At 61.0% G+C, this 16,469-nt stretch carries 16 protein-coding genes and 1 riboswitch; of the genes, 13 read left to right on the top strand and 3 right to left on the bottom strand.

Annotated elements, in window-relative coordinates; genetic code table 11:
• Nucleotides 1-11: 11 nt before the first annotated feature.
• From ET418_RS10090 to nifK, 5 genes are all read left to right on the top strand, one after another.
• Nucleotides 12-821, top strand: coding sequence for a GNAT family N-acetyltransferase (locus ET418_RS10090; RefSeq protein ID WP_149307476.1), 810 nt, complete (start codon nucleotides 12-14; stop codon nucleotides 819-821).
• A 160-nt stretch (nucleotides 822-981) separates the two neighbouring features.
• A complete protein-coding gene (nifV, locus tag ET418_RS10085) occupies nucleotides 982-2,112 on the top strand; it encodes a homocitrate synthase (RefSeq protein WP_149307475.1) in 1,131 nt (376 codons plus the stop codon).
• Nucleotides 2,113-2,473: 361 nt separating this feature from the next.
• The gene (gene nifH, locus ET418_RS10080; protein ID WP_149307474.1) at nucleotides 2,474-3,340 is read left to right on the top strand and encodes a nitrogenase iron protein; all 867 of its coding nucleotides are present in this window, start codon (nucleotides 2,474-2,476) and stop codon (nucleotides 3,338-3,340) included.
• Between the two features lie 58 nt (nucleotides 3,341-3,398).
• Nucleotides 3,399-4,844: a nitrogenase molybdenum-iron protein alpha chain gene (gene nifD, locus ET418_RS10075; RefSeq protein WP_149307473.1), complete on the top strand. Its 1,446-nt coding sequence runs from the start codon at nucleotides 3,399-3,401 to the stop codon at nucleotides 4,842-4,844.
• 79 nt (nucleotides 4,845-4,923) lie between these two features.
• Nucleotides 4,924-6,393 carry a nitrogenase molybdenum-iron protein subunit beta gene (gene nifK, locus ET418_RS10070; protein WP_149307472.1) on the top strand — a complete coding sequence of 490 codons (1,470 nt, stop codon included), beginning with the start codon at nucleotides 4,924-4,926 and terminating at the stop codon, nucleotides 6,391-6,393.
• Nucleotides 6,394-6,557: 164 nt separating this feature from the next.
• On the opposite strand, the gene katG is transcribed toward nifK, so the two are convergent.
• A complete protein-coding gene (gene katG, locus ET418_RS10065) occupies nucleotides 6,558-8,768 on the bottom strand; it encodes a catalase/peroxidase HPI (RefSeq protein ID WP_149307471.1) in 2,211 nt (736 codons plus the stop codon).
• Nucleotides 8,769-8,957: 189 nt separating this feature from the next.
• Nucleotides 8,958-9,392, bottom strand: coding sequence for a Fur family transcriptional regulator (locus ET418_RS10060; protein ID WP_149307470.1), 435 nt, complete (start codon nucleotides 9,390-9,392; stop codon nucleotides 8,958-8,960).
• Between the two features lie 203 nt (nucleotides 9,393-9,595).
• Between ET418_RS10060 and ET418_RS10055 the strand changes: the two genes are divergently transcribed.
• The 8 genes from ET418_RS10055 to ET418_RS10020 all read left to right on the top strand — a co-directional run bounded on the left by ET418_RS10055 (nucleotide 9,596) and on the right by ET418_RS10020 (nucleotide 15,001).
• On the top strand, nucleotides 9,596-10,552 hold the full coding sequence (locus ET418_RS10055; protein WP_149307469.1) for a rhomboid family intramembrane serine protease: 957 nt from the start codon (nucleotides 9,596-9,598) through the stop codon (nucleotides 10,550-10,552).
• A gap of 185 nt (nucleotides 10,553-10,737) precedes the next feature.
• Nucleotides 10,738-11,055: an MTH1187 family thiamine-binding protein gene (locus ET418_RS10050; RefSeq protein WP_149307468.1), complete on the top strand. Its 318-nt coding sequence runs from the start codon at nucleotides 10,738-10,740 to the stop codon at nucleotides 11,053-11,055.
• Nucleotides 11,048-11,572, top strand: a complete 525-nt coding sequence (locus ET418_RS10045; RefSeq protein ID WP_246153025.1) for a shikimate kinase — start codon at nucleotides 11,048-11,050, stop codon at nucleotides 11,570-11,572. The genes ET418_RS10050 and ET418_RS10045 overlap by 8 nt, the downstream gene beginning before the upstream one ends.
• A gap of 20 nt (nucleotides 11,573-11,592) precedes the next feature.
• Entirely contained in the window at nucleotides 11,593-12,120 is a 528-nt protein-coding gene (def, locus tag ET418_RS10040) for a peptide deformylase (RefSeq protein ID WP_149307467.1), read from the top strand.
• A 44-nt stretch (nucleotides 12,121-12,164) separates the two neighbouring features.
• On the top strand, nucleotides 12,165-12,662 hold the full coding sequence (locus ET418_RS10035) for a DUF3124 domain-containing protein (RefSeq protein ID WP_149307466.1): 498 nt from the start codon (nucleotides 12,165-12,167) through the stop codon (nucleotides 12,660-12,662).
• A gap of 91 nt (nucleotides 12,663-12,753) precedes the next feature.
• Nucleotides 12,754-13,977 (top strand): precorrin-6y C5,15-methyltransferase (decarboxylating) subunit CbiE, encoded by a 1,224-nt coding sequence (cbiE, locus tag ET418_RS10030; protein WP_149307465.1) that lies wholly within the window; start codon nucleotides 12,754-12,756, stop codon nucleotides 13,975-13,977.
• Entirely contained in the window at nucleotides 13,977-14,684 is a 708-nt protein-coding gene (cobI, locus tag ET418_RS10025; RefSeq protein WP_149307464.1) for a precorrin-2 C(20)-methyltransferase, read from the top strand. Before cbiE ends, cobI begins: the two co-directional genes overlap by 1 nt.
• Nucleotides 14,672-15,001, top strand: a complete 330-nt coding sequence (locus ET418_RS10020) for a DUF3147 family protein (protein ID WP_149307463.1) — start codon at nucleotides 14,672-14,674, stop codon at nucleotides 14,999-15,001. The genes cobI and ET418_RS10020 overlap by 13 nt, the downstream gene beginning before the upstream one ends.
• A gap of 108 nt (nucleotides 15,002-15,109) precedes the next feature.
• On the opposite strand, the gene ET418_RS10015 is transcribed toward ET418_RS10020, so the two are convergent.
• The gene (locus ET418_RS10015; RefSeq protein ID WP_188055461.1) at nucleotides 15,110-16,090 is read right to left on the bottom strand and encodes a hypothetical protein; all 981 of its coding nucleotides are present in this window, start codon (nucleotides 16,088-16,090) and stop codon (nucleotides 15,110-15,112) included.
• Between the two features lie 267 nt (nucleotides 16,091-16,357).
• Nucleotides 16,358-16,456, top strand: a riboswitch (SAM riboswitch).
• Nucleotides 16,457-16,469 lie beyond the last annotated feature (13 nt).

Raw genomic sequence — 16,469 nt, 5'->3', positions numbered from 1 at the left:
AGTTGTCGGGCATGACCATCGAGCCGTTTCGAAAAGAGGATGTGCCTCGCTTTCTGAGGCTGGCCGCCGGTGAGAACTGGGTGGCGGAACCGTGGGAATTCGATTTCCTGCTGTCTGCGTTCCCTGACGGTTGCCTCTCGGCACGGGACGAGTCGGGTGCTGCCGTCGGTTTCGTGACCTCCCTGCGCCACGATTGCAGCGGCTGGATCGGCAATCTTATCGTCGATCGGGACTGTCGCGGCACCGGCATCGGCGAGGCGCTGTTCCTCGGGGCGTTTGACAGCCTGCGGGGCGCCGGCGCCGAGACCTTCTGGCTGACCGCCTCGAAAATGGGCAAGGCCCTGTACGAAAAGCATGGATTCAACAGCACCGACACCATCATCCGCTGGACCGGCAGGGCCGGCGCGCCAACGGATACGGCCCCTGCCGCGACAGGGGCGTGGGACGCGGCCCTTGACCGGCTCGGGTGGGGGGATCGGCGCGACGGTCTGCTTGCCGCTACCTGCCGGCGCGGGACGGTTCTGGCGGCGGATTCCGCCTTTGCGGTTATTCAGCCCTGCGGCCAGGCGGTGCAGCTGGGACCGTTCAGCGCCGTTTCGCCGGATCGGGCGGCGCGCCTGCTCGACGAGGCCCTGAGCAGCCTGCCGGCGGGCATCACCGTATATATCGACACCCCGGCCTGCAACTCGGGAGCGGTTGCACTGCTCCAGGAACGGGGCTTCAGGGATCATGGTACCAATGTACTCATGTATGCCGGCGTCAAGCCGGATTATCGGCCGGAGTACATCTACGGTTTGGCAACCATGGGCAGTTGTGGATGATTTAAGAGGTTGTTGAAAAACAGCCACCTCGCCGCCATCCTCGAAAGCCCTTTTGTGCGGCGTAGCGCTGCTACGCCTCCGCAGGGCTTTCTGCGGGTGCGACGATCTGACTATTTTTGAACAACCTGAGTTTTTCAACAGCCTAACGAAGGAGGCGACTATGAGCGAGCCAACCATCATCATTGACGATACCACCCTGCGGGACGGGGAACAGACCGCAGGCGTGGTCTTCAGCAGGCGCGATAAGATCGCCATTGCCCGCATGCTCGACTCCATCGGCGTACAGGAGCTGGAATGCGGCATCCCGGCCATGGGCAAGGATGAGCAGAGCGATGTCAGGGCGTTGGTGGACCTGGGGCTCAATGCCCGGCTGATCACCTGGAACCGGGCCACGGTGCCGGATATCCAGGCCAGCATCGACAGCGGCGTCACGGCGGTGGATATCTCCCTGTCGGTTTCGGATATCATGATCCGCAACAAAATCAGGAAGACCCGCGAGTGGGTCAAGGAACAGCTCAAGGTGGCCCTGGGATTCGCCAAGGGGAAGGGACTGTACGTCTCGGTCGGCGGGGAGGACGCCAGCCGGGCCGATATCCCCTTCCTCATCGAACTGATGCAGATCACCTGGGCCATGGGGGGCGACCGCTTCCGTTTTTGCGACACCCTGGGCATCCTCGATCCCTTCGGCACGTTCGACATGGTGCGCGCCCTGCGTACGGCCGTGCCCGAACTCCCCCTCGAGGTGCATACCCATAACGACCTGGGGATGGCCACCGCCAACGCCATTGCCGGTATCCGCGCCGGTGCCCAATTCGTCAATACGACGGTCAACGGCCTGGGGGAACGGGCCGGCAACGCCGCGCTGGAGGAGGTAATTATGGGGCTCAAGCATGCCAGCGGCATCGACACCGGCATTGATACCCACCGTTTCCGGGAACTGTCCCTGTTTGTGGCCAAGGCCTCCAATCGGCCGCTGCCGGCCTGGAAGGCGGTGGTCGGCGAACGGGTCTTTGCCCACGAATCGGGGCTGCACGCCGACGGGGTCATCAAGGACCCCAGAAACTACGAAGGATTCGACCCGGCCGAAGTGGGCCTCGTGCGGCAGATCGTGGTGGGCAAGCATTCCGGCACCAGTGGGCTGATCGAACGGTACAAGGATATGGGTATTGCCATCAGCCGTTCCGAGGCCATGCACCTGATGGACAAGGTAAGAAAGATTGCCCAGCAGACGCGGCGGCCGCTCAACAACAACCAGTTGATCAAGCTGTATGGCCTGAAGAAAGCCGCTTGACCCTGTTTTTCTACGGGCAGGAACGCATCACACGAAAGGCACCAACCATGGTGCCTTTTTTGTGGGCATACCCGTTAGGTGGAGGGCGAACCGGGAGTATGCATGGATGCATAATATATGAGCAGTTTGAAAGCGCTCCTTCGGCACTGTGGAAGAGTTTTTGGCTGAGTTGCTTTGAATTCAGCTGGTTACAAATTGGCATGCAGGATGCATTAGCCAATAACAAAACATTCGGCATGCTTGGTAATAGCAATAATCGAATTCGGCAAAGGCGCCGCCATTCAGAGGAATGGGGCGCCTTTTTTGTTGCCCCGAACATATCTCGAAGGCTCACGGATTGGTGAGCGAAAGGAGCAGTATCATGAGACAAATCGCAATCTACGGTAAGGGCGGCATCGGCAAATCGACGACAACACAAAACACGGTAGCCGGCTTGGCATCCATCGGCAAAAAGGTCATGATCGTCGGTTGCGACCCCAAGGCCGACTCCACCCGTTTGATCCTGCATGCCAAGGCCCAGAATACGGTTATGGATCTGGTTCGCGAGTTGGGCACGGTCGAAGACCTGGAGCTTGAGGACGTCATGAAGGTCGGTTACGGCAATGTGAAATGTGTCGAGTCCGGCGGCCCCGAGCCGGGTGTCGGTTGTGCCGGCCGCGGCGTCATCACTGCCATCAACTTCCTGGAAGAGAACGGCGCCTATACCCCCGACCTGGATTTCGTCTTCTACGACGTTCTCGGCGACGTTGTCTGCGGCGGGTTCGCCATGCCGATCCGTGAGAACAAGGCCGAAGAGATCTACATCGTCACCTCCGGCGAGATGATGGCCATGTACGCTGCCAACAACATCGCCAAAGGTATCCTCAAATACGCCTCCTCCGGCAAGGTTCGCCTCGGGGGACTTATCTGCAACTCGCGCAACACCGACCGGGAGGACGAACTGATCGAGGCCCTGGCAAAACGGCTCGGTACCCAGATGATCTACTTCGTGCCCCGCGACAACCAGGTGCAGCGCGCCGAGCTGCGCCGCATGACGGTCATCGAGTACTCGCCCGAACACAAACAGGCCCAGGAGTACCGTACCCTGGCCCAGAAGATCGCCGACAACAAGATGCTGGTGGTTCCGACCCCGCTGGAGATGGAAGAACTTGAAGAACTTCTGATGGAGTTCGGCGTCATGGAAGTCGAGGATGAAACGATCGTCGGCGTGGCAGAGGCAGCGGCCTAGTTTCGGAAGGCATACAGCAGAGGCTGGATTCGCCTCTCATAATCAGAGGAGACCTATTATGTCAGACAAGATACGAAAAGTTGAAGGTATCACCAAGGAATCGACGGAAGCCTTGATCGCCGAAACCTTGTCGGTATACCCCGAAAAGGCCAAAAAGAAACGCGCCCCGCATCTGGGCGCCAATGACCCGGCATCCGGTTCAGCCTGCGTCAAGTCCAACAAGAAGACCGTCCCCGGCGTCATGAGCGCCCGCGGCTGCGCCTATGCCGGCGCCAAAGGGGTGGTCTGGGGACCGATCCGCGATATGGTCCACGTCTCTCATGGTCCGGTCGGCTGCGGCTGGTATTCCTGGGGCACCCGCCGCAATATGATGAGCGGCATCACCGGCGTTACCAGCTTCCCGATGCAGTTTACCTCCGATTTCCAGGAAAAGGACATCGTGTACGGCGGCGACAAAAAGCTCAAGACCCTGCTGGAAGAGGCCCATGAGTTGTTCCCGCTGGCCAAGGGGATCTCGGTCCTTTCCGAATGTCCGGTCGGCCTGATCGGCGATGACATCAACTCGGTAGCCAAACAGTCGGCCAAGGAGCTGGACATCCCCATCATCCCCTGTAACTGCGAGGGGTTCCGCGGTGTCTCCCAGTCGTTGGGGCACCATATCTCCAACGATACGATTCGCGACTTCATCATTGGGACCCGCGAGTACGCCGAACCGGAAAGCCCCTATGACATCGCCCTGATCGGCGAATACAACATCGGCGGCGATGCCTGGTCAACGAAGCCGCTTCTCGAAGAGTGCGGTTTCAACGTGAAGTCCGTCTGGACCGGCGACGGCGAACTGGAGAAGATCGCCGCCACCCACAAGGTCAAGCTCAACGTCATCCACTGCTACCGCTCCATGAACTACATGTGCAAGGTTATGGAAGAGAAATACGGTATTCCTTGGGTCGAGCTCAATTTCTTCGGCCCGACCAAGATTCGTAACAGCCTCAGGCAGCTTGCCGAATTGTTCGACGACACCATCAAAGCCAAGGTGGAGGCGGTGATAGCCAAATATGACCCGATCATGCAGGCCATCGTCGACGAGTACAAGCCGCGCCTGGATGGGAAGAAGGTCATGCTGCTGGTTGGTGGACTTCGTCCGCGCCACACCATCGGCGCATACGAGGACTTGGGCATGGACTGCGTTGGCTCCGGCTACGAATTTGCCCACACGGACGACTATGACCGTACCGCGCCGGAGATGCCGGACGCCACCGTGGTCTACGACGACCCATCCGAGTACGAGTTCGAGAAGTTTGCCGCCGCCCTCAAGCCCGACCTGGTCGGTTCCGGCATCAAGGAGAAATACGTCTTCCAGAAGATGGGTGTCCCCTTCCGCCAGATGCATAGTTGGGACTATTCCGGTCCGTATCACGGCTACAAGGGATTCGAGGTGTTTGCCCGCGATGTTGACATGGCGATTAACAGCCCGACATGGAAGCTGGTGAAGGCGCCTTTCTGATCATGTCGGTTGCCCCTACGGGAAAAAATAACCGTACCGTGGACAGATTGGTCCCGGACGGCTTAAGGAGAGATAAATCATGTCAAACGCACTAGGACTTGAAGTCAAAACGATCGTCGAGACGCCGCCGGAAGAGGTGGAGCGGGTCAAAGAATGGATCAATACGGATGAGTATAAAGAGAAAAACTTTGCCCGTCAGGCTCTGGTGATCAACCCGGCTCACGCCTGCCAGCCGTTGGGCGCCCAGCTGGCAGCCCACGGTTTTGAAGGGACGCTCCCCTTTGTCCACGGCTCCCAGGGGTGCGCATCCTACTACCGCTCGACCCTCAACCGTCACTTCCGTGAACCGGCTCCGGCCGTATCGGATGCCATGACCGAGGACGGCGCGGTGTTCGGCGGCCAGAACAACCTGCACGAGGGGCTGGAAAACGCCTATGCCATCTACAAGCCGAAGATGATTGCGGTCTTTACCTCCTGCATGCCCGAGGTCATCGGCGACGACCTGACCGCCTTCATCAAGAACGCCAAGCAGAAGGGATTTGTGCCCAAGGAGATGCCGGTTCCCTACGCCAATACCCCCAGCTTCAGCGGCACCCATATCAACGGCTACGACTCCATGCTGCTCTCGATCCTGCAGAACCTGACCGAGGGGAAGCAGATTGAAGGACGCTGCACCGGCAAGCTCAACCTGATCCCCGGCTGCGACTTCAACACCGGCGACTACCGGGAGTACAAACGCATCCTGGAGGCCTTCGGCATCCCCTACACCGTCCTGGCCGACATCTCCGACAGCTTCGATTCGCCTTGCGACGGCAATTACCATCTCTACGCCGGGGGCACCAAGCTGGATGACGCCGCCGACTCCATCAACTGCAAGGCCACCATTGCCATCGGCTCCTACTCCACTGCCAAGACCTTCGGCTGGGTCAAGGACAACTTCTCCGGGAAGCATGCTTCCCTGCCGATGCCCATGGGGATCGAGAAGACCGACGCCTTTATCATGAAGGTGGCCGAGCTGTTCGGCAAGGATGTGCCGGCCTCGCTGAAAAACGAGCGCGGCCGCGCCGTGGACGCCATCACCGACTCCCATCAGTACATCCACGGCAAGAAGTTCGCCGTGTACGGAGACCCGGACTACCTGATGGGCTACGTCTCCTTCCTGCTGGAAGTGGGCGCCCGTCCGCACCACATCCTCTGCAGCAGGGGTAACAAGAAGGTCGAGAAGGATCTGCAGGCCCTGTTGGATGGCTCCCCGTTCGGCCAGGGGTGCAAGATTTACATGAACAAGGACCTGTGGCACCTGCGGAGCCTTTTGATGACCGATCCGGTGGATGGCATCATCGGCGATTCCCACGGCAAGTTCGCCGCCCGCGATGCAAAGGTTCCGCTGTTCCGCTTTGGTTTCCCGATCTTCGACCGGGTCAACAAGCATCGCTACCCGCTGATCGGCTACCAGGGCGCCATCAACATGATGACCGAGATCTGCAACAAGTTTATCGATATCAAGGATGACACGTGTGAGGATCGTCTGTTCGAATTGATGCGGTAGGTTGGATGGAATCCATGCAGTACAGATAACAGAGGGAGGCGGCCATGGTGCCGCCTCTTTCGTTTTGAGGCCGCGGCCGGGACAATGGCACAGAAAAGATGGATGCATAAAAAAGCCGCACCGGCATGTACCAATGCCGGTGCGGCTTCTCACCCAACTCCGGTTCAGACGAGGTCGAAACGGTCAAGGTTCATTACTTTGTTCCACGCCGCTACAAAGTCGTGCAGGAACTTCTCTTGGGAGTCCTCGCATCCGTAGACTTCCGCCAGGGCCCTGAGTTGGGAGTTGGAACCGAAGACGAGGTCGACGCGGGTGCCGGTCCACTTGAGTTCGCCGCTCGTGCGGTCACGCCCCTCGAACACGCCGTCGGCTTCCGGGGCTGCCTGCCACGCGGTGCGCATGTCGAGCAGGTTCACGAAGAAGTCGTTGGTGAGCGTCCCCGGCCGCTTGGTGAAGACGCCGTGCCGGGACTGGCCGACGTTGGTGTCCAGGACGCGCATGCCGCCAAGGAGAACCGTCATCTCGGGGGCGGTCAGCGTCAGCAACTGCGCCCGGTTAACGAGCAACTCCTCCGCCGATACGGTGTATGCGGTTTTGAGGTAGTTGCGGAATCCGTCTGCAATCGGCTCGAGTACGGCGAACGACGCCGCGTCGGTCTGCTCCTGAGACGCATCCGTGCGTCCCGGCGTGAAGGGAACGGTCACCTCGTGGCCGGCATTCCTCGCAGCCTGCTCGATGCCGGCGCATCCGCCCAGAACGATCGCGTCGGCGAGTGAAACCCTTTTCCCGCCCGACTGCGCTCCGTTGAACTCCTTTTGGATCCCCTCGAGGGTCTGCAGCACCGTCTTCAGTTGGGCCGGCTGGTTGACTTCCCACTCCTTCTGCGGTGCGAGGCGGATGCGCGCGCCGTTCGCCCCGCCCCGCTTGTCGGAGCCGCGGAATGTGGCAGCCGACGCCCAGGCCGTGGAGACCAGTTGGGAGACGGACAGGCCCGAAGCAAGGATCTTGCCCTTGAGGGAGGCGATGTCCCGTTCGTCGATCAATGGATGAGTGACCGGGGGGACCGGGTCTTGCCACAGGAGGTCTTCCTCGGGCACTTCCGCGCCGAGATAGCGCGAGCGCGGTCCCATGTCGCGGTGGGTCAGCTTGAACCACGCCCTGGCGAAGGCGTCCGCGAATTCCTCGGGGTTCTGCTGGTAGTGCCGCGCGATCGGCTCGTAGATCGGGTCGTTGCGGAGGGAGAGGTCCGCCGTGGTCATCATCGGCCGGCGCTTCTTCGACGGGTCGTGGGCGTCAACCACCATGTCCTCTTCGGCCACGTCCCTGGCCAGCCACTGATTCGCGCCGGCCGGGCTCTTCACCAGTTCCCACTCGTATTTGAACAGCGTGTTCAGGTAGCCCATGTCCCAGGTGGTCGGGTTCGGTTTCCAGGCGCCCTCGATGCCGCTGCCGATCATGTCGCCGCCTTTGCCGCTGCCGAAGCTGCTCCTCCAGCCGAGGCCCTGTTCCTCAATGGGGGCGGCTTCTGGTTCAGGACCCACATGTGACGCCGGTCCGGCGCCGTGACACTTGCCGAAGGTGTGCCCGCCGGCGATGAGCGCGACGGTCTCCTCGTCGTTCATGGCCATGCGGGCGAAGGTCTCTCGAACGTCGCGGCCGGAGGCGACCGGGTCCGGGTTGCCGTCAGGGCCTTCCGGATTTACGTAGATCAGCCCCATCTGCACGGCGGCGAGGGGATTTTCCAGATCCCGCTCACCGGAGTAGCGGCTGTTGGGCTTGTCGCTGGTGGCCAGCCATTCCTTTTCACCTCCCCAGTAGATATCTTCTTCCGGTTCCCAGACGTCTTCGCGCCCGCCGCCGAAGCCAAAGGTCTTGAACCCCATGGACTCCAGGGCGCAGTTGCCGGCGAGGATTATCAGGTCGGCCCAGGAGATCTTCCTGCCGTATTTCCGTTTGATCGGCCACAGCAGACGGCGCGCTTTGTCGAGATTGACGTTGTCCGGCCAACTGTTGAGGGGCGCAAAGCGTTGGCCGCCGGACCCCGCGCCTCCGCGGCCGTCGCCGGTGCGGTAGGTGCCCGCGCTGTGCCACGCCATGCGGATGAAGAACGGCCCGTAGTGCCCCCAGTCAGCCGGCCACCACTCCTGGGAGTCGGTCATGAGCGCAAAGAGGTCCTTCTTCACTGCCTCAAGGTCGAGTTTGCCGAATTCCTCGGCGTAGTTGAACCCCTCGCCCATGGGGTTGCCCTGGGGAGAATGCTGATGAAGGATCTTCAGGTTCAACTGGTTCGGCCACCAGTCCCGGTTCGAGGGCCCACTGCCGGCAGTGGGCCTGCCAGCTCTGCCCGTTACCGGGCACTTGCTCTCTTTCGTCATCGCTGCTCTCCTTTCATGGTAGATTATGCCTGCCATACCGTGTGAACCGGTTGGCCCTCCCGGGAGCCCGCTTGGGTAACAGGCGCCGCCTTAAACATCATTGCCGATGTATGGAATTTTTTAAGTATATTTACTAGATAGTAAAAATTACTATATATATGATAAAAAAATACCGACCTCTGGTGGCAGCTAGCCATCCAGACAGTTTTTGCAGATTCCATAGACCACTACGCTCCGGTTGTCGATCCTGCCCCAATCTTTGACCGCTTCCGGAAGCGTCGCTTCGTCCATGGACGGCCATTGGAAGTCCATGATCGTGTTGCATCTGCTGCAGATCAGGTGGTGGTGGGGAGCGAGCGTCACCTCGAAGCGCCCCTGGCTCTCGACGGTTTCCACCTTGGTAATCATACCATGCCGTGCGAAGGTTGCCAGTGTCCGGTACACCGTATCCAGCGACAAGGTGGGGATTTTTTTGCGCAACCGCTGGTGAAGCGCTTCCGCAGAGGGGTGGTCGGGTGACCGGACCAGTTCGCTGAAAATCTCCAGGCGCTGATGGGTGAGCTTAAGACCGGCTTCCCGGCAGGCATTCCCAAACCGCCGTAATTGCTCCTGCAAAGCGTCCATAGCCCGTCCTCTGATCCACGTTGAAGTTACTATTACTATATAAGAATAATAACTATTTGCCGCGGGCGTGTCAAGCAACGCGTGGGCGGCACGTGCATGCCGCTGCCGATAAACCACCATCGCCCTCGCAGGGAGGCGGCACGGCCGGCGCAATTTTAAGCGGTACCCTGGTAAAGTGTGGCATGGGTGGTTATAGTTACTCCATGGAACACACGGGCGAAATACGCGAGCCATACGAGGAAGAATGGTCGGAGGTCACTCCCTGGCCGGTCGCATCGTCGGCGATCATGCCTCCTTCCACGGGGCGAGTCCAGCTCTGGGCGCTGGTCCTGGATGCCCGCTCCGTGCCGTGCCGTCTCGAACGCAGCGGGGGCGGCTTATGCCTGTCGGTGCCGGCCAGCCAACTGGAGCGGGCCCGGGAAGAGTTGCGGCTCTTTGAGGAGAAAAACCGCGACTGGCCCCCGGCGGCTCTCCCAGCCCATCCCCTGGCCGAGAATACCCTGGCGACCCTCTCCATTCTGGTGCTCCTGGCAACCTTCCACAACCTGACTCAGCTTGAAGGCATGCTGCTCACTTTTTCCCAACCGGACTGGGTTGCGCTCGGCACCGCCCAGGCCGCCGAGATCAGGGGCGGTCAGTGGTGGCGGCTCGTGACCGCCCTGACGCTGCACGCCGACAGCCTGCACCTGGTCAGCAACCTGGCCATCGGCGGCATCTTTGTCCTCTTCCTCTGTCGCGAACTCGGCTCCGGCCTGGCCTGGAGCCTGCTCCTGGGGGCCGGCATCCTCGGTAACCTCGCCAATGCCTACGTTCAGGCACCCGGCCATAGTTCGGTGGGGGCCTCCACCGCGGTATTCGGCGCTGTGGGCATTCTGGCGGCGCTCAGCCTGGTGCGGTACCGGCAGCAGTTGCAACGGCGCTGGCCGCTCCCCGTGGCGTCGGCCCTGGCTCTGTTGGCCCTGCTCGGCACAGAGGGGAAAAATACCGATCTGGGGGCGCACCTGTTCGGTTTTCTGTTCGGGACCTGTCTCGGCCTGCTGACGGAGTATCTGCTGGGAAGGTACGGCCGCCCCGGCCGCCTGATGAACGTCCTGCTGGCGCTGCTCAGCGCTGTCGTGGTCATTGCCGCCTGGTGGGCGGCGCTGGCGTTCGGGGAGTAATGCGGAGAACTGTTCGCCGCTCCATCTGGCAGGCTGCAAGCGGCTCGCCTGGGACCAAAATGGCAAACAAGAATATAGCAATCCTAAAACAAATGCTATAATAAGCAAGAATGCCGGGTGCAGACGGATTTTGGATGGCCGCGGTTCGACAGGATACCCGTGGGTGGCGGGGAGGGAGGTTCTCCATGAACGTGATTGTGGATCTGTGTATCATACCGATCAGTGTGGGCGTATCGTTATCGCCGTATGTGGCTGCCTGTGAAAAGGTCATTTCCCAGGCGGGCTTGAAGGGGGTGTTGCATGCGAACGGGACGAATATCGAAGGCGAGTGGGATGCGGTGTTCGCGGCGGTCAAACGGTGCCACGAGGTCGTGCATGGCATGGGCGCCCCCCGGATCTCCACGACCATGAGGGTCGGGACGCGCACGGATCGTATCCAGACCATGGAAGACAAGGTGAAGAGCGTGCAGGGTAAGCTGGGAGGGGCGGTTGAAGGTGTCTGACCGGCGGGGCGATACCGCCAATATCGTGCTGATCGGCATGCCGGGGGCGGGCAAAAGCACGGTCGGCGTTATCCTCGCCAAGCTGGCCTCGCTGGACTTCATCGACACCGACGTCCTTATCCAGAGTTGCGAGCGCCGTTCACTCCAGAGCATCATCGACTCCCAGGGGTATCTGGCCCTGCGGGAGATCGAGGAACGCATCCTGCTCGGCCTGGAGTGCCGGGGGCACGTCATCGCCACGGGAGGGAGCGCGGTCTATAGCCGGCCCGCCATGGCGCATCTGGCCGAGAACGGGGTTGTCGTTTTCCTGGATGTTGACCTGGCTACCCTGGAGTCGCGGGCTCTGAACCTGGGGAGGCGAGGGATCGCGAAACACCCGGACCAGAGCTTTGCCGAACTCTTCGAAGAACGCCGCAGGCTCTACCTGGCGTGTGCCGATGTGGTGATCGACTGCCACGGGCTTGGGCACGACCTGGTCTGCACCGAGATCCTCGGCACGCTGCACGTGGCGGGCTAGGAGGTAAAGGAGAAATTTCCATGCCTATTCTTCGCCAGATCGCCCAACTGGGCCAGCCGGTTCTCCGCCAGGAAACCGCCTGTGTCGGCAACCCGGCCGATCCGCTCATCCAGACCTTGATCGACGACATGCTGGCGACCATGACCGAGGCCAATGGCGTCGGTATCGCCGCCCCACAGGTCTTCGAGCCGCTGCGCCTGTTCATCGTGGCTTCCCGCCCCACTCCCCGCTACCCCCAGGCCCCGGCAATGGCACCCACCGCCATGCTCAATCCCGAGATCCTGTGGCGGTCCGATGAGAGCGAACAGGGGTGGGAGGGGTGCCTCAGCGTGCCCGGCATCCGCGGTCTGGTGCCGCGCAGCCTGCGCATCGGCGTGCGCTACCTGTCCCGCGGGGGCGGGGTGTGCGAGGAGGAGCTGTCCGGCTTCATCGCCCGCGTCTTCCAGCATGAATACGATCACATCAGCGGCATGGTCTTCCTCGACCGGGTCGCAAACAGCCGTGACCTGATCAGCGAACGGGAGTACCTGCGGCTCGTCTCGGCCTGAGCCGGAGGTGCCGTTGAATTCCAGTCCCCATTGAGGAGTATGACATGAAACACCACCCACGTATCGCGCTGGCAGGGTTGGCCCTTCTCCTGGCCATCTTCGGCTACCATCCTGCCTCGGCCGCCTCTCCTGCCGGCGAATACCGGCTTTCAAAGGGACAGACCGTGTACGTGCCGGTCTATTCCAATGTGTTCAGCGGGCCGAAAGCGCTGCCTTTCAGTCTGGCGACCATGCTGAGCATCCGGAATGTGGACCTGTACAACCAGATGAGGGTCACCGCCATAGACTACTACGACACCGGCGGCAAACTGCTCCGCTCGCACCTTGCCGCGCCGCTGACGCTGCCGCCGCTGGGATCCACGTATATCTACCTGGGTGAGCAGGATACGGCCGGCGGATTCGGCGCCAATTTCGTCGTCCGCTGGGACGCCCACAAGGTCATCAACACGCCCATCGTGGAGTGCGTCATGATCGGCGCCAGATCCGGGCAGGGAATCTCCTTTGTCAGTCCGGGGCAGGTGATTAAAGAGAACACGCGCTGACATCGGGCAGTAAAGAGATGATTTTTACCGGCCGGGATGCTATAGTCCCTGCCCACAAGCAGGTTTGAATCCCATGCGGGGGACGCAGGCAATGACACAGCAGAAGATCTATCTGGTGGGGGCGGGCATCACGGGCTGGGAGGGCTTCGGCTCCAAGGCGCTGGAGATCATCGGCACGGCCGAGGTGATGATCGGCCACCAGCGGCACCTGGATTGCTTTCCCGATTTCGCCGGCGAAAAGATGCCCTTCGGCGAGCTTTCCGACATTCTGGATTTTCTGAAAAAGACCGAAAAGCGCGTGGCCATACTGGCCTCGGGCGATCCCACCTTCTTCGGCGTATCCCGTTTCCTGCTGCGCAACCTGGCCAAGGAACGCATCGAGATATTCCCCAATGTCACCAGCATGCAGTACGCCTTTGCCCGCATCAAGGAACCGTGGGACGATTCCATCTTCGTGTCGGTGCATGGCCGCGGCCTGCAACCGGCGGTGGACAAGATCGTGGCCGCTGAAAAGGCGTGCGTACTGACCGACAAGAACAATACCCCGGCCGCCATTGCAGCCGAACTGATCGAGCGGGGCGCCGAGGGGTATGAGGCGTGGCTGTGCGAGGACCTGGGGCTGCCGGGAGAGAAGTTCACCAAAACCTCGGTGCGCGGCCTACTGGAGTTGCCGTTGCAGCCTTCCGGCCTCAATATCCTGATCCTGATCCGGACCTACGCGCCGAATCTCACCCACTACCCCCTGATCGGCATCGACGACGAGGAGTTCCAGACCTCGAAGAAGCTGATCACCAAGCAGGAGGTGCGGGCCGTCACCCTGGCCAAACTCCAGTTGCAGGATGACCTGGTGCTGTGGGACGTGGGGGCCGGCAGCGGCTCCGTCTCCATCGAGGCGTCCAACCTGATGCCCAATGGCCGTATCTTTGCCGTGGAGCAGAACGCCCAGTGCCTGGCCTTTATCCGGGAGAACCTGAAAAAGTTCACGACCCGCAACGTGAAGCTGGTGGAAGGGGAGGCGCCGGACGCCCTGGATGAACTGCCGGACCCGGACCGGGTCTTCATCGGCGGCTCGGGGGGGCACCTGGAGGAGATCATCATTGCGGTGGACGGCCGCCTCAAACCGGAGGGGGTGGTGGTGCTGAACGCCGTGACCCTGGATACCCTGACCAAGTCGGTTGAATTTCTGGAAGACCACGGCTTTACGACCGAGGCGGCCTGCGTCAATATCGCCAAGACCCGCAACCTGACCGAGTACAAGATGTTCGAGGCCCAGAACCCGGTCTACGTGATCACCGCCCGCAAGGGGAACGAGTAATGGCAACGATCTTTGCCGTCGGTGTCGGCCCCGGCGATCCCGAGTTGCTGACCCGCAAGGCCGAGCGCGTCCTGCGCCAGGCGGACGTGATCCTTGCGCCGGTATCCAATCCTTCCGAGGCCAGCGTCGCCCTGGCGACGATCCGCGGCTTTCTGGATGAAAGCCGCCAGGAGGTCATCGTCCACCAGTTTCCCATGACCTCGGACAAGGCCCGTCTGCTGCACGCCTGGCAGGAAGCGGCCGCCCTGATCGCCGTCCGGGCCGAGGACGGCAAGGATGTGGCCTTCGTGACCATCGGCGACCCGCTCTTCTATTCCACCTTTATCTATCTGCAGCGCATCCTGCGGGAAATCTGCCCCCAGATCCCCATCGAGATCGTCCCGGGCATCTCCAGTGTCAACGCGGCCGCGGCCGCGGCCGGCATACCGCTGGTGGAGGCCGATGAGAAGATGGCGGTCATCCCCGCCACCGCCGGCGTGGAGAAGATCGCCGAGGCGTTGGCGCGGTTCGAAACGGTCGTGCTGCTCAAGGTCAAGCCGGTCTTCGGGGATATTCTGGAGCTTATCCGGCAGACGGGCCGCGAACAGAGCACGGTTTTTGTGGAACGGGTCGGGAGCGACCGCCAAAAGGTCCTGACCGATTTTGCCGAGATCGCCGCCCATGCGCCCGATTACCTGTCGCTGATGATCATCAGATGTTCCTGCTGAAGCTTGCCGCCACCAACCTCCTCATCATCGCCTGCGTACTGCTGGGCAGGCGCGTCCCGTCCCTGGGGGGGCTGATCGCCGCCATGCCGCTCATCAGCCTGATCGTCCTGGTCTGGCTGGCCACGGACCGGCCGGGAGACGGAGCGCTCATCGACGGCTATCTCAAGGGGGTGCTGTGGGGCCTGGTGCCCACCTGCGCCTTTTTTGCGGCGGCATACCTCTGTCTGCGCAAGGGGATGGGGCTGCCGGCGGCGTTGGGCATGGGGGGCGTCCTGTGGCTGGGAGGGGCGCTCGTACACCAATGGCTCTTGCGCTGAGAATAGTGTAACGTCATAAACAACAACGCCTTTCCGAATAGAACCGGAAAGGCGTTGTTGTTTTCTGGGCATGACCCCCTAACTGGATAAGTCCGGTAGAACAATGCGTTATAGCGTGCTCCCTTTGGCGGGGACGATCTCGTCGGTGGCTGGCGCGGCCGGTGTAGCAGGTGCGGCCGGAGCAACGGACGGCACGGCGGCAGGCTGGCTTGCCGCTGCGGGTGGGGCGGGCTGTTCGACCGGCTTCGGCTGTTCCGCCAGGCGGGGCACCGGCTTGCTGGCCGGTATGGTGCCCTTCTTCTCGTCGTCGGAATCATATTTCAGCAGCGAGACGATATCCCCGAACTGCTTGCCGTAGACCTCGGATTCCTGGGTCTCCCGCAGCAGGAGGTCCTTTTGCCGCTGGTCCAGTGTTCGCCTGATGCCGTCGATGGTTTTGAACTTCAGGTCGGCCCTGCTGGAAAAGTTGGCTTCCGCCTCGCTGAAATCGGGATACTGGAGATTGATCAGGGGCGAGTATGATAGTATCCGCCCGCGGAAGTTGGGGTACTCCCAGAGGATGGTGCCGTCGCCGTCAAGTATCTGGGCAGTCAGAATGAGGTAGTTATAGTCGCTGGTCTGGGATGCCAGCAGGGTGTTGGAATACACCTTTTCGTTCTGGGTGAGGCCGCTGACTACCAACAACATGACCGCATCCAGATTGTTTTTCTTGAGGTAGTCCCGCAATTCGTCGGTTTTCCAAAAGTATTTATTATACCGTATGGTGGCGTCGTCCCGTTTTTCGCTGCGGAAGAAGAGATTGGCGAAGATGCGCTGCGGGTCGCCGTCCAGGAGCGCCACGGTGTAGAAGTTGCCGGTCGCTTTGAGCTTGCGCACGAGTTGCTGCTCATACTTGCGGTTCATGTCGCCAAGCAGGGCGACGAGTTGCTCTTTCTCGGGGTGTTTGATCTCGGAGTTCACATCGACGATGATGGGCGCCACGCCGAGGACCTTGACCTGTGCAGCAAAATGTTCCGCAGGGACATTGAAATGATTCTGGGCGCAACCGAACATCACCGCCAAAAACGGCAACAAGAACAGGCGTTTCATATTTCCTCCTCGGACGTGCTTGATCCTTCATGATTTCAGCATGTTTTATATCAGATGCCCCGCCCCTTTTCCAGCTAATTTGACACCGCAGGGAGCCGCCTTGGGCCAGGTTTTTCCCGTCTCGCCATCATCTGCCGGATACGGGGCCGTCGCACCCCACCACGCTCCTCCCCTCGCGCGTCGCAGGGCGGGCGGCACGCTGGTTACTGCGGCAGCATATTTGGTTGACAATGTTCGTGTTCTTCCACTATTCTTGTTCGATAGACCTGCTTATCGAGAGTGGTGGAGGGAAAGGCCCTGCGAAGCCACAGCAACCGGCCAATGAGGCGTCAGGTGCTAATTCCTGCCGAAAGGCAAAGATGAGGGGTGTGCTGTAAAC

Origin of the sequence: Oryzomonas rubra (genome assembly GCF_008369015.1) — a bacterium.
Classification (GTDB): Bacteria; Desulfobacterota; Desulfuromonadia; order Geobacterales; family Pseudopelobacteraceae; genus Oryzomonas; species Oryzomonas japonica.
Note: the sequence above shows the minus strand (reverse complement) of the source record. Positions and strands in the feature narration are given on the sequence as shown.

Excerpts from the sequence above, each read along its gene's own strand:
- ET418_RS10090 (WP_149307476.1), top strand. The coding sequence starts at position 12 with ATGACCATCGAGCCGTTTCGAAAAGAGGATGTGCCTCGCTTTCTGAGG.
- nifV (WP_149307475.1), top strand. The coding sequence starts at position 982 with ATGAGCGAGCCAACCATCATCATTGACGATACCACCCTGCGGGACGGG.
- nifH (WP_149307474.1), top strand. The coding sequence starts at position 2,474 with ATGAGACAAATCGCAATCTACGGTAAGGGCGGCATCGGCAAATCGACG.
- nifD (WP_149307473.1), top strand. The coding sequence starts at position 3,399 with ATGTCAGACAAGATACGAAAAGTTGAAGGTATCACCAAGGAATCGACG.
- nifK (WP_149307472.1), top strand. The coding sequence starts at position 4,924 with ATGTCAAACGCACTAGGACTTGAAGTCAAAACGATCGTCGAGACGCCG.
- katG (WP_149307471.1), bottom strand. The coding sequence starts at position 8,768 with ATGACGAAAGAGAGCAAGTGCCCGGTAACGGGCAGAGCTGGCAGGCCC.
- ET418_RS10060 (WP_149307470.1), bottom strand. The coding sequence starts at position 9,392 with ATGGACGCTTTGCAGGAGCAATTACGGCGGTTTGGGAATGCCTGCCGG.
- ET418_RS10055 (WP_149307469.1), top strand. The coding sequence starts at position 9,596 with ATGGAACACACGGGCGAAATACGCGAGCCATACGAGGAAGAATGGTCG.
- ET418_RS10050 (WP_149307468.1), top strand. The coding sequence starts at position 10,738 with ATGAACGTGATTGTGGATCTGTGTATCATACCGATCAGTGTGGGCGTA.
- def (WP_149307467.1), top strand. The coding sequence starts at position 11,593 with ATGCCTATTCTTCGCCAGATCGCCCAACTGGGCCAGCCGGTTCTCCGC.
- ET418_RS10035 (WP_149307466.1), top strand. The coding sequence starts at position 12,165 with ATGAAACACCACCCACGTATCGCGCTGGCAGGGTTGGCCCTTCTCCTG.
- cbiE (WP_149307465.1), top strand. The coding sequence starts at position 12,754 with ATGACACAGCAGAAGATCTATCTGGTGGGGGCGGGCATCACGGGCTGG.
- cobI (WP_149307464.1), top strand. The coding sequence starts at position 13,977 with ATGGCAACGATCTTTGCCGTCGGTGTCGGCCCCGGCGATCCCGAGTTG.
- ET418_RS10020 (WP_149307463.1), top strand. The coding sequence starts at position 14,672 with ATGTTCCTGCTGAAGCTTGCCGCCACCAACCTCCTCATCATCGCCTGC.
- ET418_RS10015 (WP_188055461.1), bottom strand. The coding sequence starts at position 16,090 with ATGAAACGCCTGTTCTTGTTGCCGTTTTTGGCGGTGATGTTCGGTTGC.